Source organism: Dryocola sharpae (genome assembly GCF_051307055.1).
Taxonomy (GTDB): Bacteria; Pseudomonadota; Gammaproteobacteria; order Enterobacterales; family Enterobacteriaceae; genus Dryocola.
This window is the reverse complement of the sequence record NZ_CP149994.1, coordinates 3,375,408-3,397,215: the sequence shown is the minus strand read 5'-3', so window position 1 is coordinate 3,397,215 and position 21,808 is coordinate 3,375,408. Positions and strand designations below refer to the sequence as shown.

The following is a 21,808-nucleotide window of genomic DNA, read 5'->3' as shown; positions in this document are numbered from 1 at the left end:
AATAATGAGCACTTCAACTTCGACGCCAGTAGTAACCTCCATGCAGGTGGTTCCCGTCGCCGGGCACGACAGCATGTTGATGAACCTGAGCGGGGCGCATGCGCCGTTTTTCACCCGCAATATCGTGATCATTAAAGATAACGCCGGGCATACCGGCGTGGGCGAAATTCCGGGCGGCGAAAAAATCCGTCAGACGCTGGAAGACGCCGCGGCGCTGGTGGTGGGTAAAACGCTTGGTGAGTACAAAAATATTCTCAACGACGTGCGCCAGAAATTTGCCGACCGTGATGCCGGCGGCCGCGGCCTGCAGACGTTTGATTTGCGCACCACCATTCACGTGGTCACAGGTATTGAGGCGGCGATGCTTGACCTGCTGGGCCAGCACCTTGGCGTCAATGTCGCAAGCCTGCTGGGCGATGGCCAGCAGCGCAGCGAGGTGGAAATGCTGGGTTATCTGTTCTTCGTCGGCAACCGCAAACTCACTCCGCTGCCTTATCAAAGCCAGCCGGATGAGAAATGCGACTGGTACCGTATCCGCCATGAAGAGGCGATGACGCCGGATACCGTAGTGCGCCTGGCGGAGGCCGCTTATGAAAAATATGGCTTTAACGACTTTAAACTTAAAGGCGGCGTGCTGGCCGGAAGCGAGGAGGCCGAAGCGGTAACCGCGCTGGCAAAACGTTTTCCACAGGCGCGCGTCACTCTCGATCCAAACGGCGCATGGTCGCTCAACGAAGCCATCGCCCTGGGCAAAGCGCTACGCGGCGTGCTGGCGTATGCCGAAGATCCATGCGGCGGCGAACAAGGTTACTCAGGACGTGAAGTGATGGCGGAATTCCGTCGCGCCACGGGCCTGCCGACGGCAACCAATATGATCGCCACCGACTGGCGGCAGATGGGCCACACGCTTTCGCTGCAGTCCGTGGATATTCCGCTGGCCGATCCGCACTTCTGGACCATGCAGGGTTCGGTGCGCGTAGCGCAAATGTGCCATGACTTTGGCCTGACATGGGGCTCCCATTCCAACAACCACTTTGATATTTCGCTGGCGATGTTCACCCACGTGGCGGCCGCCGCGCCGGGTAAAATTACCGCCATCGACACCCACTGGATCTGGCAGGAAGGCAATCAGCGCCTGACTAAACAGCCGTTTGAAATTAAAGGCGGCATGGTGCAGGTGCCGACGACGCCGGGTCTGGGCGTCGAGCTGGATATGGATGAGCTGATGAAAGCCAATGCGCTGTATCAAAAGCACGGGCTTGGCGCACGTGATGACGCTATGGCAATGCAGTATCTTATCCCTGAATGGACTTTTGATAACAAACGCCCTTGCATGGTGCGTTAAGTGGCCATCGGCGCCCGCGGGCGCCGGACAGTATGACAACTTCCACATCGCGATGGACGGCATATGAAAATTGTAATCGCACCAGACTCCTGGAAAGAGAGCCTCAGCGCTCTGGAGGTGGCGACACAGATAGAAGCGGGCTTCAGGGAGATATTCCCCGATGCCAGCTATGTAAAACTGCCGGTTGCAGATGGGGGCGAAGGGACCGTGGAAGCGATGGTTGCCGCCACGCAAGGCAGCATTGTCGAAGTCGGGGTAACAGGGCCGCTTGGCAAGCCCGTTACGGCCTTTTATGGGCTCTCCGGCGATAGCGAGTCCGCTTTCATCGAAATGGCGGCGGCCAGCGGGCTGGAGCAGGTCCCGCTTGCGGAGCGCAACCCTCTGATTACTACGTCGTGGGGAACGGGCGAGCTCATTAGCCATGCGCTGGATCGCGGCGTTAAACACATTATTATCGGCATCGGCGGCAGCGCGACAAACGATGGCGGCATCGGCATGGCGCAGGCGCTCGGCGCCAGGGTGCTGAACGAGAAAGGCGAGCAGCTGGGGTACGGCGGCGGCGAGCTCGAAAAGCTGGCCTCTGTCGATATCAGCGGGCTGGATAAACGCCTGCGAAATTGCCGCATCGAAGTGGCCTGCGACGTTACAAACCCTTTAACCGGCAACGAAGGCGCTTCGGCTATTTTCGGCCCGCAGAAAGGGGCGTCTGCGGCGATGGTGAAGCAGCTGGACGCTGCGCTCGGGCATTATGCAAAAATCATCGCCCGCGATCTGGATATCGACGTGTTGACGCTTGCTGGCGGCGGCGCCGCCGGGGGAATGGGCGCCGCGCTTTACGCCTTTTGTGGCGCCGAACTGCGACAGGGCATCACTATCGTTACCGAGGCGCTTAACCTCGATGAGCTGGTGCGTGACGCCGACCTGGTCATCACCGGCGAAGGCCGCATCGACAGCCAGAGCATTCACGGCAAGGTGCCGGTCGGCGTGGCAAAAGTGGCAAAACGCTACAACAAGCCGGTGATCGGCATTGCGGGCAGCCTGGCTAAAGATGTGGGCATAGTGCATGAGCACGGGCTGGATGCCGTATTCAGCGTGTTATATGCCGTGTGCACGCTTGAAGAGGCGCTGGCAAACGCCGGGGAGAACCTGTGCAGGGCGGCGAGAAATATTGCCGCGGCGCTTGCGGTAGGACGTTCCCTGCCTTAAACCGTGATTAAAGAAGCTCCCGGATGATGAGACAATCAGGCGGGAGTTTAGCTTCCTCAGGCTACCTTTCTGACGTTGCTTTTGCGGTAGGCCGAGGGCGAAATGTTGTACTTTTTGCCGAAGATGCGCGTGAAAGACTGCTGGGAGTCAAAACCGTAGCGCTCGGAAATATCAACGATTCTGTCACTGGTGTTCACCAGGTCATCGGCGGCCAGCAGCAGCTTCCTGTCCCGGATCCAGGTTCCCATACTTTTCCCGGTGGTGCTGGTGAACATTCGCTGCAGGTACCACTTTGAGTAGCCGGAATGTTTTGCCACATCCTCAATTCTGAGCGGCTTATCCATATTGTCTTCAATCCATTCAATCAGGGATTCCATGAAGTGCGCAGGCATGGACATAAATCCTCCTTTTTTCTGCAGGTGTTGGTCTTACTCGGCTTTCGCTTCCCACCAGGAAAGGAACTGCTGTTGCGGATCGTTCAGTTTCACCACTTCTCCCATTTCTGGCGTCAGCAGCTTGTAAAGTCTGGTTTTGCTTGCCGCCGCAATCCGTTTCCAGGGCTCATACCAGCTATGATTCGCCATAGAAAAACGCCCGGCGTGTCCCGGCAGCATTACCTTTGCGTTCAAATCAGCGGCGGCAGCGGCGGTCTCTTCCGGTAGCATATGGATATGTTGCCAGGCCGGGTCGTACTGGCCGTTTTCCAGAATAGCGAGATCGACCGGGCCAAACTGTTCGCCGATATTTTTAAAGTGTGGGCCATAGCCGCTGTCTCCGCTGTAGAAGACCTGGTGGCGAGGAGTGGCAAACATAAAACTTGCCCACAGCGTTTTGTTAGCGGTTAAACCGCGCCCGGAGAAGTGCCGCGCAGGCAGGACATGAATAGTCAGACTGTCCGCCGCAACCACCTTTTCGTGCCAGTCCAGTTCATGAATGATTTGCGGCGCAAAACCCCAGGCTTCCAGATGCGAGCCAACGCCGAGCGCCGTGACGATCTGCTTCACTTTAGGTTTCAGCGCCTTAAGAGTGGGATAATCCAGATGATCCCAGTGGTCGTGGGAGATAATCAGAAAGTCGATCTCCGGCATATCCGCCGCTTGCCACGGGTAGGGGCCGTTAAACGCCTTATTCATGAAGGAGAAGGGCGCGGCATAGCTGCTAAATACCGGATCGATGAGGATTTTATGCCCGTCTATTTGCATAAACCAGGAGGAGTGGCCGAGCCAGATAACCACATCCTCATCGCTTTGCAACGCCCTTAAATCGGTCTTAACCACCGGCAGCGCGCGTTCAGGTTTGGTTTCGCTATGTTTTACGAACAGATATTCCCATAGTACGGATAAAAAGCCTTTGCCGTTGGTGTACATCGGCGTCGTCGTTTCGTTATGAAACTTACCGTCACGCCAGTTTGGCGAGGCCTGGATCCTTGCAAGACGCTCTCCGTCCGGCAATTTACCAAATTCGATCGTGGAGAAGAGCCTGGAAAAACCAGCGATACTGCCTGCTAACATGATGACCACCAGAATGAACGTTTTGACACGGAGGCGTCGGGGCTTGGGCGACGTCATAAAAACGAACTTGTTATTGAGTGAGTGAACACTCATTATAGAAAGCGATTGCCCGCCGTCAATCACATTTTTGTCAGCCTGAAGCCGGTAAAATGAAACTTCCGCAGGCCGCCAGCATGGTTGCTCAGGCGCGGGCTAACATGGTTTAATTTTGGCGAAAATCGCAAGAACAGTGAGGAAATGTGGCTCGTCCAAAAAGTGAAGATAAACGCTTAGCGCTGCTCGAAGCGGCAAAAGAAGCGGTGGCTGAGTCAGGGCTGGGCGCGGCAACGTCGCTTATCGCTAAAAAAGCCGGAGTCGCTGAGGGGACGCTATTTCGCTATTTCGCCACCAAAGATGAGCTGCTTAATGCGCTTTATCTGCATCTTAAGAGCGGTCTGGGCAAAATGATGATGGAGAATTATCAACCCGGCAAATCGGTAAAAGAGCGCGTGCGCGCCGTGTGGAGCGGATTTATTGACTGGGGGCTGATTTCTCCCGCAGGCAGCAAAGCGATGCGCCAGCTTGCGGTTTCGGACAAAATCACCGAAGAGACGCTGCAGAAGGTCGCACAGCTTTATCCTGAGCTGCACGAGCTGGCCGAAGCCTGCGTGACGAGCGAGTTTTTCTCCTGCGGGCAATCCGCTTTTGCCGACGCGATATTTTTCTCGCTGGCCGAGACCACCATGGAGTTTGCCTCGCGTGAGCCGCATGAGGCGGAAAACTATAAAACGGCAGGTTTTGAAGTGATGTGGCGGGCGATGACTAAAGGATAGGTCGGGTAAACGCAGCGCCACCCGACGCTATTTTATCAATGAGGCTGCGTTTATTCCCCCGGCATCCGTTAACCCAGCCTCTTCTGAGCCTCTCTGGAAACGTTATCCATCTCATCAAGCAGTTCAAGCAGCTCGGGTTCCAGCGCCTGCGGCGAGACGCCGTTGCGCATTTCATGTTCAAGCTGCTGACAAAGATTTTTCAGCCGCGGTACGCCGCTGTAGCTACAGCTGCCGTGCAGCTTATGAATAATATCCACCAGCCCAGGCGGCTCCTCGCCCACTAACTGTTCTTCGACGGTATTACGCACCTCCGGCAGAAAGGCCAGCAGCATTTGCAGCATATCCCGCGCCAGATCGGGTTTGTTCGCCGCCTGATGCAGCGCCAGCGCCCAGTCGAGCGTCTGGTTTTTATTGCTCGCTGGCGATACGGCCTCAGGCGGCGCCGGCAGCAGGGCCGCGATGCCGCCTGGCTGATAGCGTATCAGCAGATTATGCAGCTTCTGCTCTTCGATAGGCTTGGCGAGGTAGTCGTTCATCCCGGCGCTAAGCAGCTTCTCTTTTTGCCCCGCCATGGCGTGCGCCGTCACGGCGACAATCGGCGTTTGCTGGTGATGCGGGAGCTGGCGAATCAGCTCGCAGGCGCGGATACCGTCCATCTCCGGCATCTGGATATCCATCAAAATAATATCTATCTGCATCTGTTTGGCGCGGTCGATAGCCTGCAGGCCGCTTTCACACAGCACGACGTTCTGGACATGGTCTTCAAGCAATGCGCCAATCAGCTTCAGGTTGGCCGGGTTGTCGTCCACGGCCATCACCGTCATCGGGAATTTGCCGCTGCTCACGCTTGCGGAAAGCTCGGGCGCCCGGCCGAACAAACGATTTGCCAGCATTGGCAGCAGGCGCGTTGAGGTTACAGGTTTCAGCAGACAGGCGGTGACGCCCTGTTTTTTGAGCGCTTCCGCGCTGACAAAGGCATGGCACGGCAGCGCCAGAATCAGGCAGTCCGTCATGGCGGTCGCCCGCACCATCTTCGGATTTTCCATGCTCAGCGTATCGGTAGCGTTCACGGCGATGCCGATAAGCAGGATATCGTAGTGCTCGTCGGGCAGCATCGCGAATGACGGGCTATAGACCACGGTTAACGGCGTTCCGGCCAGCAAATTCAGGGTGCTTTGCGCCGCAGAGGCGTTCTGTTCGACGTAGGCGATACGCTTTCCGGCCAGGTTTTCGGTGGAATGCCCGTCCAGCACGGCGTTCGGGTTTAAATCGAGATTAACGTGGAACCAGAAAGTTGAGCCGCGGTTAGGCTGGCTGTGGAAGGAGATATCGCCTCCCATCTCATTAACCAGCTTTTGCGTGATGACGAGGCCGAGACCGGTGCCGCCGTGGCGGCGTGAAATACTGGCATCCGCCTGGCGAAACGCCTGGAACAGCCGGGACTGCTCGCGTGCCGGAATACCGATGCCGGTGTCGTGGATCTGCATCTCGATCTGCACTTTGTTATTGCCCTGCGAGCGCTTCTCAACCAGCAGATCGATATTGCCGCTTTCGGTAAATTTAATCGCGTTGCCGACCAGGTTGGTGATCACCTGCTGCAGACGCAGCGGGTCGCCAATCACGTTGTCCGGCACGTCATTTTTGATATTCAGCGTCAGCTCCAGCCCTTTGTCGTGAGCCGAATGGGCCAGCAAAATCACCACTTCATCAAGCGTACTGCGCAGCGGGAAGGGGATGCTTTCGAGGATAAGCTTGCCCGCTTCGAGCTTCGAGAAGTCCAGCACGTCGTTGATGATGGTCAGCAGATTGTTCGCCGAGCGCTCGATGGTATGCAGATGGTCGCGCTGGGTCTGATTGAGATCGGTTTTTAAGGTCAGGCGCGTAAAGCCAATGACGCCGTTGAGCGGGGTACGCAGCTCGTGGGACATATTGGCCAGAAACTCAGACTTGATGCGCGCGGCTTCCTGGGCGCGCTTCTTGGCTAAATCCAGCTCGACGTTCTGGATTTCCATCTGTTCGAGCGTTTCGCGCAGATCGGACGTCGCCTGGTCGATATTATGCTGCATCTCTTCGTGATAGGCGGTGAGCGACATGGCCATTGAGTTGATGCCGTTCTTCAGCATAGCCAGCTCGCCCAGCATAAAACCTTCGACGCGGCTATCAAGCTGCCCGCGGCGGATGCGGTCAACGGTGTTTACCATATTGCGAATCGGGCCTGTAACATCGCGCATCAGTCGGTAAGCGAACAGCATCGCAATGCCTATGCAGAACAGCATCATCATCGTGGAGATAAATATTTCCCGATACTGCTGCAGGCGAACGGATTTAAGATCTAACTCCACGGCGACATAGCCAAGCGTATTTCCGGCAGGCTTAGCGTCAGCGACTGCCGATTCATCCGGGGAGTAACTTTCGGAAATAATTGGCGTGCGCAGGATAATGACATCGCCTTTGCGCGCCACGTTTAAACTTTTCGGGGGCTTTTGCCCGTCAGGCAGCTGCAGCCCCGAAGGGCTAAGCTGAAAATTCGACGTAACAAACAGCTTATTTTTTTCATCAAAGACGGAGATGACCCGCACAATATCCGAATGGCGACGGTGCAGGACGCTGACGAGCTGACGGATAGATTCGCGGCTGTGGAAGCTCATGCCATATTCGCTCGCCACCGCAAGCGGCTCGATAATGCTGGCGCCGGCATCCTCCAGCTGATGCTGTAAGTCGTTGTAACGATGGACAACGAAAAAAGTACTGAGCAGCAGACCGATCATCAGCGTCGGAGCCAGTATCAGGATCATCATGCGTGCCCGCAGGCTGTAGTTGGTCATGGGGTTCCGATATGGGACAATTAAGGCAACAGTTAATATTTGAGAGCTCATCTCCACTTATGGCGCAATTCTACTCTGCAAAGCGGCGGGTTACGACTCGCCAGATCATAACCGTGACGGTTAACGACCTGGACCCGTTCGGCCAGGGCGTAGCGCGCCACAACGGAAAGGCGCTATTTATCGCGGGCGCTTTGCCCGGCGAGCAGGCCGAAGTCGCTATCACCGATGATAAACGCAATTTTGCGCAGGCGGTGGTGAAGCGCCGTCTGAACGACAGCCCGGAACGCGTGGCGCCTCGCTGTCGGCATTTTGGCGTCTGTGGCGGCTGCCAGCAGCAGCATGCGAGCGTTGCGCTGCAACAGCAGGCAAAATCTCATGCTCTGGCGCGAATGATGGGAACGCGGGACGCGCCGCGAGAGGTCGATGAAATCATTGCCGGCCAACCCTGGGGCTATCGCCGCCGCGCCCGCCTGAGCCTGAATTTCCATCTGCAGACGCAGAGCTTGCAAATGGGGTTTCGCAAAGCGAGCGACAAAGCGCTGGTCAATATTCATCAGTGCCCCGTTTTAGCGCCCCAGCTTGAAGCATTGCTGGAACCTTTACGCCAATGTTTGTCTGAATTAAAAGCCGTCCGTCGTTTAGGGCATGTGGAGCTGGTGCTTGCGGACGGCGGCCCGCTGATGGTGCTGCGTCATCTCAGCCCGCTTGAAAACAGCGATCGGCAAAAACTGGAACAGTTTTCGCAAACGACCGGCGTGGCGCTGTTTCTTGCGCCGGACAGTGAAACGCTGGAGGCTCCTGGCGATGAAGCTCCCTGGTATCATTCAGACGGGCTACGCTTAAGCTTTAGCCCGCGTGATTTCATCCAGGTGAATGACGCGGTGAATCAGCAAATGGTCGCCCGCGCTATCGACTGGCTCGACGTTCAGCCAACGGACCGGGTATTAGATCTGTTCTGCGGCATGGGCAACTTTACGCTGCCTCTGGCAAAGCGCGCAGCAAGCGTGGTCGGTGTCGAAGGCGTTGCTGCGCTGGTGGCGAAAGGTGAATATAATGCCCGACATAATTCGCTGAAAAATGTCACATTCTTTCATGAGAATCTGGAAGAGGATGTAACGCGTCATCCCTGGGCTGCGTTAGGGTTTGATAAAATCTTACTCGACCCTGCACGAGCAGGCGCGCCCGGCGTGATGCAGCACGTGATTAAGCTTGCGCCGCGGCGGGTGGTTTACGTTTCCTGTAACCCCACCACGCTTGCGCGCGACAGCGAAGCGTTATTAAGCGCGGGTTACCAGATTCGGCGGCTGGCAATGCTCGATATGTTTCCCCACACTGGGCACCTGGAGTCAATGGCGCTTTTTGAGCGTATTTAAGCGGTTAATCAGGAGCGGCCTGATGCGAGTATCCGACAGGAGAGGACAATGGTTGCGGTAAGAAGTGCACATCTCAATAAAGCTGGCGAATTTGCGCCCGATAAATGGATTGAAAGTCTCGGGATCACCAACCAGCAGTCATGTGAACGCTTAGCCGAAACCAGGCGTTACTGCGAACAGCAGACCAAAGGCCATCCGGATACGGAGCTGCTGCTGTGGCGCGGCGTCGAGATGGTAGAGATCCTCTCCATGCTCAGTATGGACAACGATACGCTCCGGGCGGCGCTGCTGTTCCCGCTTGCCGACGCGGGCGTGGTCAGCGAAGAGGTGATGCGGGAGAGCATCGATGACCAGGTCGTCACGCTGATTCACGGCGTGCGCGACATGGCCGCTATCCGCCAGCTGAAAGCCGCTCATACCGATTCTGTCTCCGCCGAACAGGTGGATAACGTCCGTCGCATGCTGCTGGCGATGGTGGATGATTTCCGCTGCGTGGTCATCAAGCTTGCCGAACGCATCGCCCACCTGCGCGAGGTTAAAGACGCGCCGGAAGATGAACGCGTACTCGCTGCGAAAGAATGCACCAATATCTATGCGCCGCTCGCCAACCGCCTTGGCATCGGGCAACTGAAGTGGGAGATGGAGGATTACTGCTTCCGCTACCTGCATCCGACGGAATATAAGCGCATCGCCCGACTGCTGCATGAACGCCGGATTGACCGCGAACACTATATTGAAGAGTTCGTCGGGGCGCTGCGTAAGTCGATGAAAGAAGAGGGCGTCAAAGCTGAAGTGTACGGTCGCCCGAAACACATCTACAGCATCTGGCGCAAAATGCAGAAAAAATCGCTCGCCTTCGATGAGCTGTTCGATGTGCGCGCCGTGCGCATCGTCGCGGAGCGCCTGCAGGACTGCTACGCCGCGCTGGGGATCGTGCATACCCATTTCCGCCACATGCCGGACGAGTTCGACGATTATGTCGCTAACCCGAAACCCAACGGCTACCAGTCGATTCACACGGTTGTGCTGGGGCCGAACGGTAAAACCATCGAAATACAGATCCGCACAAAGCAGATGCATGAAGAGTCGGAGCTGGGGGTCGCGGCCCACTGGAAGTACAAAGAGGGCAACGCGCGCAGCGGCAACACGGGCCATGAAGATCGTATCGCCTGGCTGCGCAAGCTGATTGCCTGGCAGGAAGAGATGGCGGATTCCGGCGAGCTGCTCGACGAAGTGCGCAGCCAGGTCTTCGATGACCGCGTGTATGTGTTTACGCCAAAAGGCGACGTGGTGGATTTACCCGCGGGCTCCACGCCGCTCGATTTTGCCTACCATATCCACAGCGATGTCGGACATCGCTGCATAGGCGCAAAAATTGGCGGGCGTATCGTGCCTTTTACCTACCAGCTGCAGATGGGCGATCAGATTGAAATCATCACTCAGAAACAGCCGAACCCAAGCCGCGACTGGCTGAACCCGAACCTCGGCTACGTTACCACCAGCCGCGGGCGCGCCAAAATTCACAACTGGTTCCGTAAACAGGATCGCGACAAAAATATCCTCGCGGGGCGTCAGATTCTGGACGATGAAATCGAACGCCTGGGCATCAGCCTGAAAGAGGCGGAAAAACACCTGCTGCCGCGCTATAACTTCAATGAAATCGACGAGCTGCTGGCGGCGATAGGCGGCGGCGATATCCGTCTTAACCAGATGAGCAACTTCCTGCAGGCGCAGTTTAACAAACCGACCGCCGCCGAACAGGACGAGCAGGCGCTGCGCCAGCTAAAACAGAAGACCTACGCGCCGCAGTCACGCAGCAAAGACAATGGCCGCGTGGTGGTTGAAGGCGTGGGTAATCTGATGCACCACATTGCGCGCTGCTGCCAGCCCATTCCAGGGGATGCAATCATCGGTTTTATTACCCAGGGGCGCGGGATCTCCATTCACCGGGCGGACTGCGACCAGCTTGCCGATCTGCAATCCCACGCGCCGGAACGCATCGTCGACGCCGTCTGGGGCGAAAGCTACTCCAGCGGCTACTCGCTGGTGGTTCGCGTGACGGCAAACGATCGCAGCGGGCTGCTGCGCGATATCACCACTATTCTGGCGAATGAGAAGGTAAACGTGCTGGGGGTGGCGAGCCGCAGCGACACCAGACAGCAGCTGGCCACCATCGACATGAATATTGAAATCTACAACCTGCAGGTGCTGGGCCGCGTGCTCGGCAAGCTGAATCAGGTGCCGGATATTATCGATGCGAAGCGGCTGCACGGCTGATTTTTACGGTCTGTGGCCTTGCAGGTCGGATAAGCGCGAGCGCCATCCGATATTATCTGGTGGATGGCGCTTCGCTTATCCACCCTACGCACAACATACTTATCGATGCGAAGCGGCTGCACGGCGGATTTTTATGGTCTGTGACCTTGTAGGTCGGATAAGCGTGAGCGCCATCCGACATTATCTGGTGGATGGCGCTTCGCTTATCCACCCTACGCACAACATACTTATCGATGCGAAGCGGCTGCACGGCTGATTTTTATGGTCTGTGGCCTTGTAGGTCGGATAAGCGTGAGCGCCATCCGACATTATCTGGTGGCTGGCGCTTCGCTTATCCACCCCACGTACAACATACAGGATCGACATTGAACCAGATCACCCGCCTGCTGGACATCATGAAACGCCTGCGCGACCCGGAAAACGGCTGTTCGTGGGACCGCGAGCAAACCTTCGCCACCATCGCGCCATACACGCTGGAAGAAACCTACGAGGTGCTGGATGCCATCAATCGCGAAGATTTCGACGACCTGCGCGGCGAACTGGGCGACCTGCTGTTCCAGGTCGTGTTTTACGCGCAGATGGCGCAGGAAGAAGGCCGGTTCAATTTTGACGATATCTGCTCGGCCATCAGCGACAAGCTGGAACGCCGACACCCGCATATTTTCGCTGACGGCGACGCCGGCACCAGTACGGAAGTGCTGGCGAAGTGGGAACAAATCAAAACCGCTGAGCGTGCTGAAAAAGAGCAGCATTCCGCGCTGGATGATATTCCCGAAGCGCTGCCCGCTTTAATGCGCGCGCATAAAATTCAGAAGCGCTGTTCGTCCGTCGGCTTCGACTGGGATTCTCTCGGCCCGGTGCTGGAAAAAGTGCATGAAGAGATCGACGAGGTGATGCACGAGGCGCAGCAGGCCGTTGTTGATGAAGCGAAGCTTGAAGAGGAGGTGGGCGATCTGCTGTTTGCCACGGTAAATCTGGCGCGCCATTTAGGGACCAAAGCTGAGGTCGCGTTGCAAAAAGCTAACCGGAAATTTGAACGCCGTTTCCGCCAGGTAGAAAGCATTATTGCGGCGCAGGGCCTGGAAATGCCGCAGGCAACCCTCGAACAGATGGAGAATGCCTGGCAGCAGGTTAAACGCCAGGAAACTGAAATCTAACGCGTTTTTGCGATAAAGCGCGTTTTATGACAATTTCAATTTAACAAGCGCTTGATTTGCGTCAAAAACATTTCTGCCAGACCCGCTATTTTCTCTGGCCTGACAAAGCGCGAGGTCAGGCTGGCGGGTGAAGAATGAAAGTTTGTGGCGCCCATCCTGTTCGGGTATACTGCTTTCCCGTCCTGGTTATTCCATCGTCTTTAAACCTAACTTCTCAGGTTCAGCATGACAACGAACTATATTTTTGTGACCGGCGGGGTCGTTTCCTCTCTGGGTAAAGGCATTGCCGCAGCCTCCCTCGCAGCTATTCTCGAAGCCCGTGGCCTCAACGTATCCATCATGAAGCTCGATCCGTACATCAACGTCGATCCGGGTACCATGAGCCCTATTCAACATGGGGAAGTGTTCGTTACCGAAGACGGCGCTGAAACCGATCTGGATTTGGGTCACTACGAGCGCTTCATCCGTAATAAAATGACGCGTCGTAACAACTTCACCACGGGGCGTATCTACTCCGAAGTCCTGCGTAAAGAACGCCGTGGCGACTATCTGGGCGCCACCGTGCAGGTTATTCCGCACATCACCAACGCTATCAAAGAACGCATCCTTGAAGGTGGCGAAGGCTACGATGTCGTGCTGGTCGAAATCGGCGGTACCGTAGGCGATATCGAATCCCTGCCGTTCCTCGAAGCGATTCGCCAGATGGCGGTAGAAGTGGGCCGCGAGCACACGCTGTACATGCACCTGACGCTGGTGCCGTATATGGCCGCCGCCGGCGAGGTGAAAACCAAACCGACGCAGCACTCCGTTAAAGAACTGCTTTCTATAGGTATTCAGCCGGATGTGTTGATCTGCCGCTCCGATCGCGTCGTGCCGGCGAATGAACGTGCAAAAATTGCATTGTTCTGTAACGTCCCGGAGAAAGCGGTTATTTCTCTGAAAGACGTCGATTCTATCTATAAAATTCCGGGCCTGTTGAAATCACAGGGGCTGGACGATTATATTTGTAAACGATTCAGCTTAAACGTTCCTGAAGCCAACCTGGGCGAATGGGAACAGGTTATCTACGAAGAAGCGAATCCAACGGGCGAAATCACGATTGGCATGGTCGGCAAGTATATTGAACTGCCGGATGCCTACAAATCTGTGATTGAAGCGCTGAAACACGGTGGTCTGAAAAACCGTCTGACCGTCAACATCAAGCTGATTGATTCGCAGGATGTTGAAACGCGCGGCGAAGAGTTGCTTAAAGGTCTGGACGCCATCCTGATCCCGGGCGGCTTCGGCTATCGCGGCGTGGAAGGCAAAATCGCCACCGCGCGCTACGCTCGTGAAAACAATATTCCATATCTGGGTATCTGCTTAGGTATGCAGGTTGCGCTGATCGAATTCGCGCGTAACGTGGCGGGTATGGCTAACGCCAACTCAACGGAATTTGTGCCAGACTGTAAATACCCGGTGGTCGCCTTAATCACCGAGTGGCGTGACGAAGAAGGTAACGTCGAAGTACGTACCGAGAAGAGCGATCTGGGCGGCACCATGCGTCTTGGCGGCCAACAGTGTCAGCTTACTGACGATACTCTGGTGCGCCAGATGTACGGTGAGCCGACTATCGTTGAGCGTCATCGTCACCGCTATGAAGTCAACAATATGCTGTTGAAGCAGATTGAAGCTGCGGGTCTGAAAGTGGCGGGCCGCTCCGGTGACGATCAGCTGGTAGAAATTATCGAGGTGCCAAATCACCCGTGGTTTGTCGCCTGCCAGTTCCACCCGGAATTTACTTCCACCCCGCGCGATGGGCATCCGCTGTTTGCAGGCTTTGTAAAAGCCGCCGGCGAATACCAGAAGCGCCAGGCGAAGTAAGCAAAGTTAGAACGGCAACGCGCGACATTTCGCGCGTTGTTTGTCTGGAGTTTTAGTTTAACTTGTACTGAGGAAAACCTAATGTCCAAAATCGTTAAAGTCATCGGTCGTGAAATCATCGACTCCCGTGGTAACCCGACTGTTGAAGCTGAAGTTCACCTGGAAGGTGGTTTCGTTGGTATGGCTGCAGCACCATCAGGCGCTTCAACTGGTTCCCGCGAAGCGCTGGAACTGCGCGATGGCGACAAATCTCGTTACATGGGTAAAGGCGTAACTAAAGCCGTTGCCGCTGTAAACGGCCCAATCGCTCAGGCGGTTATGGGTAAAGATGCGAAAGACCAGGCTAACATCGACAAGATCATGATCGATCTCGACGGTACTGAAAACAAATCTAACTTCGGTGCAAACGCCATCCTGGCCGTTTCTCTGGCTGCTGCTAAAGCCGCTGCCGCCTCTAAAGGCCTGCCGCTGTACGCGCACATCGCTGAACTGAACGGCACGCCGGGCAAATATTCTATGCCACTGCCTATGATGAACATCATCAACGGCGGCGAACATGCCGACAACAACGTCGACATCCAGGAATTCATGATCCAGCCTGTTGGCGCGAAAACCCTGAAAGAAGCGATCCGTATCGGTTCTGAAGTGTTCCACAACCTGGCTAAAGTTCTGAAATCTAAAGGCATGAGCACCGCTGTTGGTGACGAAGGCGGCTACGCGCCTAACCTGGGTTCCAACGCAGAAGCGCTGGCCGTTATCGCTGAAGCGGTTAAAGCCGCAGGCTACGAGCTGGGTAAAGACGTTACTCTGGCTATGGACTGCGCGGCTTCCGAATTCTACAAAGACGGTAAATACGTTCTGGCCGGCGAAGGCAACAAAGCTTTCACCTCTGAAGAGTTCACCCACTTCCTGGAAGAGCTGACCAAACAGTACCCAATCGTTTCTATCGAAGACGGTCTGGACGAGTCTGACTGGGACGGTTTCGCATACCAGACCAAAGTACTGGGCGACAAGCTGCAGCTGGTTGGTGATGACCTGTTCGTAACCAACACTAAGATCCTGAAAGAAGGTATCGAAAAAGGCATCGCTAACTCCATCCTGATCAAATTCAACCAGATTGGTTCTCTGACCGAAACTCTGGCTGCGATCAAAATGGCGAAAGACGCTGGCTACACCGCGGTTATCTCTCACCGTTCCGGCGAAACTGAAGACGCTACCATCGCCGACCTGGCCGTGGGTACCGCTGCAGGCCAGATCAAAACTGGTTCTATGAGCCGTTCTGACCGCGTTGCTAAATACAACCAGCTGATTCGTATCGAAGAAGCGCTGGGTGATGCAGCACCGTTCAACGGTCTGAAAGAAGTTAAAGGCCAGTAATTTCTTACTGTCGCTTTAGGTTCTGATAAAAACCCGCTTCGGCGGGTTTTTTTACGTCCACTATTTTCATGGTCTCCCGACCTATGCCTTATCCGTGCTGAATAGTTGCGCGTCCGGATAGGGTCATCCAGGCTAATAAGGTCATTAACCGTAGAGTGGGAGATCGCCATGAAAGCTGCTGTCGTTACAAAAGAGCATTCTGTTGATATTGTTGATAAATCTGTGCGCGAGCTGGCATACGGCGAAGCGCTGCTGGCGATGGAGTGCTGCGGCGTTTGCCACACCGATTTGCACGTGAAAAACGGCGATTTTGGCGACGTAACAGGGACTACGCTTGGGCATGAAGGCATCGGCGTTGTTAAATCAATTGGGCCGGGCGTGACATCGCTGAAAGTGGGCGACCGCGCAAGCGTCGCGTGGTTCTATCGTGGCTGCGGCCACTGCGAATACTGCAATAGCGGCAATGAAACCTTGTGCCGCAGCGTGACTAACGCAGGCTATACCGTAGACGGCGGCATGGCGGAAGAGTGCATTGTGGTCGCTGATTATGCGGTAAAGGTCCCGGATGGTCTTGAATCCGCCGCGGCCAGCAGCGTGACCTGTGCGGGCGTGACAACGTACAAAGCCGTGAAGGTTGCCAACATCAAACCAGGCCAGTGGATTGCCATCTATGGCCTGGGCGGTCTTGGTAACCTTGCGCTGCAGTACGCTAAAAACGTCTTCAATGCTAAAGTCATCGCCATCGACGTTAACGATGCGCAGCTCGACTTCGCTAAAGAGAGCGGGGCGGATCTGGTGATTAACTCACGCAGTGAAGATGCGGCGAAAATTATCCAGGAAAAAACCGGCGGCGCTCATGCCGCGGTAGTTACAGCGGTGGCGAAAGCCGCATTTAACTCAGCCGTTGACGCCGTGCGCGCCGGAGGGCGTATTGTCGCGGTCGGTCTGCCGTCGGAGTCCATGAGCCTGAATATTCCACGCCTGGTGTTAGACGGCATTGAGGTTGTCGGTTCGCTGGTCGGCACGCGTCAGGATCTGGCCGAAGCTTTCCAGTTCGCCGCGGAAGGCAAAGTTACGCCGAAAGTCACTCTGCGTCCGCTTGAGGATATCAACGATATCTTTCACGAAATGGAAAGCGGCAAAATCAAAGGCCGGATGGTCATCGATTTTAAAGCGAAAAAATAAACCGTACCGAACAACCGATGGTGACCGCGCTTTCCCGGCCGTTTCAGATAAGCAGCGGTAAGGTTGCGCTCGCGGTCTGCTGGCTTGCTGAGGCATAGCGGCTATCGTGGGAGAGCAGCTCCCCGATCAGCACTTCAGCCAGCAGCATCGCGCCAACTTTAGCGTTCAGCGAGCCTGCGCTGAGCGGACCTTCGGGCTTGGCCGCCACCAGCAGAAAGTCGGCAAGATCGGCCAGAGGGCTGCGAAGCGTATTGCTCAGCAGCAGCACGCGCGCGCTGCGCTTTTTGGCGAGCTTCACCACATGCAGTAGATCCTTCGTCGAACCGGAACTGGAGATCGCCACCACCAGATCACGCTCGCCAAGCGTAGCGGCATTCATCGCCGCACGGTGCATGTCGCTGAAAAGCTGAGCTGACTTGCCCAGGCGCAGCAGCTTATAGTGCAGGTAATCGCCCATGATTGCGCTGGCGGCAACGCCGTAAATCTGCACGGATGTCGCCTCGTGCAGCGCAAGTCCCGCCTGCTTAAGCACATCGCGGTTGATGAGTTTTCCGGTATCCCGCAGCGCCTGCACGGACTCTTCAACCAGCTCGTCAATACTGTCTTCGCTGACCGCAGCGGCGGGCTGGTTTTGCTGAATATCCAGCGCTACCGCCATTTTGAACTCGGTATAGCCCTTACAGCTTAAATGGCGGCACAGGCGGGTAACGCTTGCCTCGCTGGTTTCGCTTTCCCGCGCCAGCTCGGTGATCGTCAGGTACAGCACCTTCTGCGGCTGGGCAAGGATAAAATCCCCGAGCTTTTGCAGCGTTGGGCTGTAGCCCGGAAGGCCCTGGCGCAGGTGCAGCAATATATTTTCATTTTCCGTCATCGAACCCATTCCGCTTCCTGTTCAAACTGCGCCTAGTGTGGCGGAAAGGCCCCGTGCTGTGCCAGCAGATTCGATTAAATGTGATCGCGATCGTAATGATGGTGGAAATTTTCATGACTATGAGTTTATTATGGTAAAAATTTTCACCACAACAGAAGGGCGGGGAGAAAATTTATGTCACTATTCAGCGGCGCATCATCAGGGGCCTGGTTCGAGAAGGCCCAGCGGTTTGGAAAATCCTTTATGCTGCCGGTCGCGGTGCTGCCTGCGGCGGGTCTGCTGCTGGGCATCGGCGGCGCGTTGTCCAATCCCAACACCATTACGGCTTACCCTTTCCTTGACGTTGCATGGCTGCAGGGTATTTTCACCATCATGGCAAGCGCCGGGTCGATTGTGTTTGCCAACCTCGCGGTTCTGTTTGCGGTTGGCGTCGCGGTAGGGCTGGCGAAAGGCGATAAGGGCACCGCGGGACTGGCCTCGCTGCTGGCTTATCTGGTGATGAACGCAACCATTAATGCGCTGCTGACGCTGAGCGGCGTGCTGGCGACGACGAATCCCGGCGCGGTGGGGCAGGGAATGGCGCTTGGCACGCAGACGCTTGAAACCGGCGTGTTCGGCGGGGTTGTTATCGGTCTCGTCACGTCGCTTTTGCATAATCGCTATAACAAGATCGCGCTGCCCCAGTCCCTCGGCTTCTTTGGCGGATCGCGTTTTGTGCCGATAGTCAGCTCGCTGGCGGCGATTCTGGTCGGCGCGGTAATGACCGTGGTCTGGCCGCATTTCCAGAAGCTCATTTTCGGCATGGGCGGTCTGGTGGACGCCACCGGCTACTTTGGCACCTTTATCTACGGATTTGTGCTGCGTATGCTCGGCCCGTTCGGCCTGCACCATATCTTCTATTTACCTTTCTGGACCACCGCGCTTGGCGGCAGCGAGATGATTAACGGCCAGCTGGTGGAAGGCACACAGCGTATTTTCTTCGCCCAGCTTGGCGATCCGAATACCCAGCAGTTTTATATCGGCACCGCGCGCTTTATGTCCGGCCGCTTTATCACCATGATGTTTGGCCTGCCTGGCGCCTGTCTTGCGATGTATCACATGGCTAAGCCGGAAAACCGTAAGCGGGTGGCCGGGCTGTTGATCTCCGCGGCGCTGACCTCTTTCCTTACCGGAATCACCGAGCCGATTGAGTTCTCGTTCCTGTTTATCGCCCCGGTGCTGTACGTGATTCACGCGGCGTTTGACGGGCTGGCCTTTATGCTGGCGCATATTCTGCACATCACCATCGGCCAGACGTTCTCCGGCGGCTTTATCGACTTTATTCTGTTTGGCGTGCTGCAGGGCGAAGCGAAGACCAACTGGATGTTTGTGCCGCTGGTCGGTATTCCGTGGTTCTTCCTTTATTACTTCACCTTCCGCTTTGTTATTACGCGCTTCAACTTTAAAACGCCCGGTCGTGAAGAGGTCACCGCTGAAAGCGTACAGGTTGCCGCGGGCGAACGTCCTGTGCAGGTCATCATAGCGCTGGGCGGTAAAGAGAATATTGCTGAGCTGGATTGCTGCGCCACACGGCTACGCGTCACGTTGCATGACGGCACGCTTATCGACGAAGCTTTGCTAAAAGAAACCGGCGCGCGAGCGGTGATCCGCCGTGGGAACGGCGTGCAGGTGATTTATGGCCCGCATGTAACCATTATCAAAAATGAAGTAGAGGAGATCCTTGCCCCATGAAACCTTCCATGCTGTCGCAAATTGAGGGAAAGCTCATCGTCTCCTGCCAGGCGCTGGATAACGAACCGCTGCATAGCCCGTTTATCATGTCGCGTATGGCGCTGGCCGCCGCTCAGGGAGGCGCATCGGCGATTCGCGCCAACAGCCTGATCGACGTAAAAACCATTATGGAGCTTGTCGATCTTCCCGTTATCGCCATCATCAAACGCGACTATCCGGGCAGCGATGTTTACATCACGGCAACCCTTAAAGAGGTGGATGAGCTGATGGCGGTCAACCCGGCAATGATTGCGATGGATGCTACGGGCCATAAACGCCCGGGCGATCTGGATTTGCGCGGGCTGGTCGAAGCGGTGCGTAAGCGTTATCCGGAGCTGTTGCTGATGGCAGATATCGCCACGGTTGATGAAGCGCGCTACGCCGCAGAAATCGGTTTTGACTGCGTTGGCACCACGCTGCACGGCTACACCACGGAAACTAAAGGGCAAATACTGGCGAACAACGATTGTCAGTTCCTGCGCGATGTCCTGGCTGCGGTTAAGGTGCCGGTGATTGCGGAAGGCAATGTGGAAACGCCTGCAATGGCGGCACGTTGCCTGGAGCTGGGCGCTCATGCGGTGGTGGTCGGCGGGGCGATAACCCGTCCGCAGCAGATAACACGCCGCTTCGTAAACGCCATGGTTACCTCAGAGTAATCATGGCGTGGCCGGCTCGATCGCCCCCCGATTGAGCCGGCCACCCCTTTAAACATGATCTCAGCCGCCAGTTCTGCGATAATTAATCTTTACGACTATTCCAGAGATAATTATGCAGTACCCGATTAACGAGATGTTCCAGACCCTGCAAGGGGAGGGCTATTTTACCGGTGTGCCCGCCGTCTTTATTCGCCTGCAGGGCTGCCCGGTGGGCTGCGCGTGGTGCGATACCAAACACACCTGGGATAAACTCGCGGATCGTGAAGTGTCTCTGTTCAGCATTCTGGCCAAAACCAAAGAGAGCGATAAATGGGGCGCGGCAGGCCCGGAAGATTTGCTGGCCGTGATGCAGCGCCAGGGCTATACCGCCCGCCACGTAGTCATCACCGGCGGCGAGCCCTGTATCCACGATCTCCAACCTTTAACGACGCTGCTGGAGCACCACGGCTTTAGCTGCCAGATTGAAACCAGCGGCACGCATGACGTCCGCTGCACGGCGGCGACGTGGGTTACGGTGTCGCCGAAGGTGAATATGCGCGGCGGCTACGACATCCTTCCTCAGGCGCTGGAAAGAGCGGACGAAATCAAACATCCCGTTGGGCGCATGCGCGACATCGAGGCGTTAGACGAGCTGCTAAGAACGCTGCATGACGACAAAAATCGCATTATCGCGCTGCAGCCCATCAGCCAGAAAGAAGACGCCACCCGTCTGTGCATTGAAACCTGTATCGCCCGCAACTGGCGGCTTTCGATGCAGACGCATAAGTACCTGAATATCGCCTAGTAAAAAGGCACCGGAAGGTGCCTTGATTCAGCTGATAAATTTCTCAGATGTTAAAAGTTACTTTGCCGGTACTTTTAAAAATAAAGGATCATATCTGCTGGTTTACCCCAAACCCCCGAAAACCGTGTTTTCGGGGAGGCCATCAATCTGAAGGCACCTTCCGGTGCCTTTTTTTAACCTTTATAAACGCAGCCTGCGGTACAGGTTTCTTTCACCATCACCGCGCTAAGAAGCGGCACAAGCGGTTTCATCTCATCCCAAATCCATTTTGCCAGCACTTCGCTGGTTGGATTCTCAAGGCCCGGAATATCATTCAGATAGTAATGATCCAGCCTGTCGTAAGTGGGCTTAAACGCCGCCTTCAGTTCGGAAAAATCCATAATCCAGCCCGTATACGCATCGACCTCGCCGGTAATTTCCAGGCGCACCATAAACGAGTGGCCATGCAGGCGACCGCACTTATGGCCTTCCGGCACGTGCGGCAGGCGGTGAGCGGCTTCGAAGGTAAAATCTTTAAACAGGGTGGTTGCCATTGTTGCAGTCTCAGTAGGGCGAAAAACCGCCGCATAGTACCGGAATCCATTATTTTACGCATTAACTAAAGCGGTCATCTTTGTCCTGCCGACGGCGACTATCGCTTTTTTGAAATTAATTTGTTTAATATCAATTAGTTGATTAATCTATTTTGATGTTATGTATTACCCGAAAAAGCGGTTAGTCATTTTGGTTATTTGTTATTTCCATCCCTTCTTTAATTGTTATTATCCAGCTGGTTAACCTTACCCCATGAATGCTT

Annotated in this window: 18 protein-coding genes; 13 read left to right on the top strand and 5 right to left on the bottom strand. The window is 55.6% G+C overall.

Annotation, left to right across the window (positions count from 1 at the left end):
• The first annotated feature begins 4 nt into the window (after window positions 1-4).
• Together gudD and WLO31_RS16150 are read left to right on the top strand one after the other, a co-directional pair.
• Window positions 5-1,345, top strand: coding sequence for a glucarate dehydratase (gene gudD, locus WLO31_RS16155; RefSeq protein WP_435927651.1), 1,341 nt, complete (start codon window positions 5-7; stop codon window positions 1,343-1,345).
• A gap of 63 nt (window positions 1,346-1,408) precedes the next feature.
• Window positions 1,409-2,551, top strand: a complete 1,143-nt coding sequence (locus WLO31_RS16150) for a glycerate kinase (RefSeq protein WP_435927650.1) — start codon at window positions 1,409-1,411, stop codon at window positions 2,549-2,551.
• A 56-nt stretch (window positions 2,552-2,607) separates the two neighbouring features.
• Here WLO31_RS16150 and WLO31_RS16145 read toward each other — a convergent pair whose 3' ends face one another.
• Together WLO31_RS16145 and WLO31_RS16140 are read right to left on the bottom strand one after the other, a co-directional pair.
• The gene (locus WLO31_RS16145; protein WP_435927649.1) at window positions 2,608-2,949 is read right to left on the bottom strand and encodes a helix-turn-helix domain-containing protein; all 342 of its coding nucleotides are present in this window, start codon (window positions 2,947-2,949) and stop codon (window positions 2,608-2,610) included.
• A 30-nt stretch (window positions 2,950-2,979) separates the two neighbouring features.
• A complete protein-coding gene (locus WLO31_RS16140; RefSeq protein ID WP_435927648.1) occupies window positions 2,980-4,062 on the bottom strand; it encodes an MBL fold metallo-hydrolase in 1,083 nt (360 codons plus the stop codon).
• A gap of 239 nt (window positions 4,063-4,301) precedes the next feature.
• Here WLO31_RS16140 and WLO31_RS16135 point away from each other — a divergent pair, with 239 nt between their 5' ends.
• On the top strand, window positions 4,302-4,874 hold the full coding sequence (locus WLO31_RS16135) for a TetR/AcrR family transcriptional regulator (RefSeq protein ID WP_435927647.1): 573 nt from the start codon (window positions 4,302-4,304) through the stop codon (window positions 4,872-4,874).
• A gap of 68 nt (window positions 4,875-4,942) precedes the next feature.
• On the opposite strand, the gene barA is transcribed toward WLO31_RS16135, so the two are convergent.
• A complete protein-coding gene (gene barA, locus WLO31_RS16130) occupies window positions 4,943-7,699 on the bottom strand; it encodes a two-component sensor histidine kinase BarA (protein WP_435927646.1) in 2,757 nt (918 codons plus the stop codon).
• 59 nt (window positions 7,700-7,758) lie between these two features.
• Here barA and rlmD point away from each other — a divergent pair, with 59 nt between their 5' ends.
• From rlmD to adhP, 7 genes are all read left to right on the top strand, one after another.
• A complete protein-coding gene (gene rlmD / locus WLO31_RS16125; RefSeq protein ID WP_435927645.1) occupies window positions 7,759-9,072 on the top strand; it encodes a 23S rRNA (uracil(1939)-C(5))-methyltransferase RlmD in 1,314 nt (437 codons plus the stop codon).
• Between the two features lie 48 nt (window positions 9,073-9,120).
• A complete protein-coding gene (gene relA, locus WLO31_RS16120; protein ID WP_435927644.1) occupies window positions 9,121-11,349 on the top strand; it encodes a GTP diphosphokinase in 2,229 nt (742 codons plus the stop codon).
• Window positions 11,350-11,482: 133 nt separating this feature from the next.
• The gene (locus WLO31_RS16115; protein ID WP_435927643.1) at window positions 11,483-11,605 is read left to right on the top strand and encodes a hypothetical protein; all 123 of its coding nucleotides are present in this window, start codon (window positions 11,483-11,485) and stop codon (window positions 11,603-11,605) included.
• A gap of 109 nt (window positions 11,606-11,714) precedes the next feature.
• Window positions 11,715-12,506, top strand: coding sequence for a nucleoside triphosphate pyrophosphohydrolase (gene mazG / locus WLO31_RS16110; RefSeq protein ID WP_435927642.1), 792 nt, complete (start codon window positions 11,715-11,717; stop codon window positions 12,504-12,506).
• 225 nt (window positions 12,507-12,731) lie between these two features.
• Window positions 12,732-14,369, top strand: coding sequence for a glutamine hydrolyzing CTP synthase (pyrG, locus tag WLO31_RS16105; protein WP_435927641.1), 1,638 nt, complete (start codon window positions 12,732-12,734; stop codon window positions 14,367-14,369).
• A gap of 81 nt (window positions 14,370-14,450) precedes the next feature.
• Entirely contained in the window at window positions 14,451-15,746 is a 1,296-nt protein-coding gene (gene eno / locus WLO31_RS16100) for a phosphopyruvate hydratase (RefSeq protein WP_435927640.1), read from the top strand.
• A 168-nt stretch (window positions 15,747-15,914) separates the two neighbouring features.
• On the top strand, window positions 15,915-16,931 hold the full coding sequence (gene adhP / locus WLO31_RS16095) for an alcohol dehydrogenase AdhP (protein WP_435927639.1): 1,017 nt from the start codon (window positions 15,915-15,917) through the stop codon (window positions 16,929-16,931).
• Between the two features lie 43 nt (window positions 16,932-16,974).
• Here the strand turns inward: adhP and WLO31_RS16090 are convergent, their stop codons facing one another.
• Window positions 16,975-17,802: a MurR/RpiR family transcriptional regulator gene (locus tag WLO31_RS16090; protein WP_435930637.1), complete on the bottom strand. Its 828-nt coding sequence runs from the start codon at window positions 17,800-17,802 to the stop codon at window positions 16,975-16,977.
• 174 nt (window positions 17,803-17,976) lie between these two features.
• On the opposite strand from WLO31_RS16090, the gene WLO31_RS16085 reads away from it, so the two are divergent.
• The 3 genes from WLO31_RS16085 (at window position 17,977) to queE (ending at window position 21,012) form a co-directional block, all read left to right on the top strand.
• Window positions 17,977-19,533, top strand: a complete 1,557-nt coding sequence (locus tag WLO31_RS16085) for a maltose/glucose-specific PTS transporter subunit IIC (RefSeq protein WP_435927638.1) — start codon at window positions 17,977-17,979, stop codon at window positions 19,531-19,533.
• Window positions 19,530-20,228, top strand: coding sequence for an N-acetylmannosamine-6-phosphate 2-epimerase (locus WLO31_RS16080; RefSeq protein WP_435927636.1), 699 nt, complete (start codon window positions 19,530-19,532; stop codon window positions 20,226-20,228). Before WLO31_RS16085 ends, WLO31_RS16080 begins: the two co-directional genes overlap by 4 nt.
• Before the next feature lie 112 nt (window positions 20,229-20,340).
• The gene (gene queE / locus WLO31_RS16075; RefSeq protein ID WP_435927634.1) at window positions 20,341-21,012 is read left to right on the top strand and encodes a 7-carboxy-7-deazaguanine synthase QueE; all 672 of its coding nucleotides are present in this window, start codon (window positions 20,341-20,343) and stop codon (window positions 21,010-21,012) included.
• 173 nt (window positions 21,013-21,185) lie between these two features.
• Here queE and queD read toward each other — a convergent pair whose 3' ends face one another.
• Window positions 21,186-21,545 (bottom strand): 6-carboxytetrahydropterin synthase QueD, encoded by a 360-nt coding sequence (gene queD, locus WLO31_RS16070; protein WP_435927632.1) that lies wholly within the window; start codon window positions 21,543-21,545, stop codon window positions 21,186-21,188.
• Window positions 21,546-21,808: the final 263 nt, after the last annotated feature.

What these genes read in the sequence shown, in the direction of transcription:
- gudD (WP_435927651.1), top strand. Translation starts at nt 5, where the DNA reads ATGAGCACTTCAACTTCGACGCCAGTAGTAACCTCCATGCAGGTGGTT.
- WLO31_RS16140 (WP_435927648.1), bottom strand. Translation starts at nt 4,062, where the DNA reads ATGTTAGCAGGCAGTATCGCTGGTTTTTCCAGGCTCTTCTCCACGATC.
- queD (WP_435927632.1), bottom strand. Translation starts at nt 21,545, where the DNA reads ATGGCAACCACCCTGTTTAAAGATTTTACCTTCGAAGCCGCTCACCGC.
- WLO31_RS16115 (WP_435927643.1), top strand. Translation starts at nt 11,483, where the DNA reads ATGGTCTGTGACCTTGTAGGTCGGATAAGCGTGAGCGCCATCCGACAT.
- adhP (WP_435927639.1), top strand. Translation starts at nt 15,915, where the DNA reads ATGAAAGCTGCTGTCGTTACAAAAGAGCATTCTGTTGATATTGTTGAT.
- eno (WP_435927640.1), top strand. Translation starts at nt 14,451, where the DNA reads ATGTCCAAAATCGTTAAAGTCATCGGTCGTGAAATCATCGACTCCCGT.
- pyrG (WP_435927641.1), top strand. Translation starts at nt 12,732, where the DNA reads ATGACAACGAACTATATTTTTGTGACCGGCGGGGTCGTTTCCTCTCTG.
- rlmD (WP_435927645.1), top strand. Translation starts at nt 7,759, where the DNA reads ATGGCGCAATTCTACTCTGCAAAGCGGCGGGTTACGACTCGCCAGATC.
- WLO31_RS16080 (WP_435927636.1), top strand. Translation starts at nt 19,530, where the DNA reads ATGAAACCTTCCATGCTGTCGCAAATTGAGGGAAAGCTCATCGTCTCC.
- WLO31_RS16145 (WP_435927649.1), bottom strand. Translation starts at nt 2,949, where the DNA reads ATGTCCATGCCTGCGCACTTCATGGAATCCCTGATTGAATGGATTGAA.
- WLO31_RS16085 (WP_435927638.1), top strand. Translation starts at nt 17,977, where the DNA reads ATGTCACTATTCAGCGGCGCATCATCAGGGGCCTGGTTCGAGAAGGCC.
- relA (WP_435927644.1), top strand. Translation starts at nt 9,121, where the DNA reads ATGGTTGCGGTAAGAAGTGCACATCTCAATAAAGCTGGCGAATTTGCG.
- queE (WP_435927634.1), top strand. Translation starts at nt 20,341, where the DNA reads ATGCAGTACCCGATTAACGAGATGTTCCAGACCCTGCAAGGGGAGGGC.
- WLO31_RS16150 (WP_435927650.1), top strand. Translation starts at nt 1,409, where the DNA reads ATGAAAATTGTAATCGCACCAGACTCCTGGAAAGAGAGCCTCAGCGCT.
- barA (WP_435927646.1), bottom strand. Translation starts at nt 7,699, where the DNA reads ATGACCAACTACAGCCTGCGGGCACGCATGATGATCCTGATACTGGCT.
- WLO31_RS16090 (WP_435930637.1), bottom strand. Translation starts at nt 17,802, where the DNA reads ATGACGGAAAATGAAAATATATTGCTGCACCTGCGCCAGGGCCTTCCG.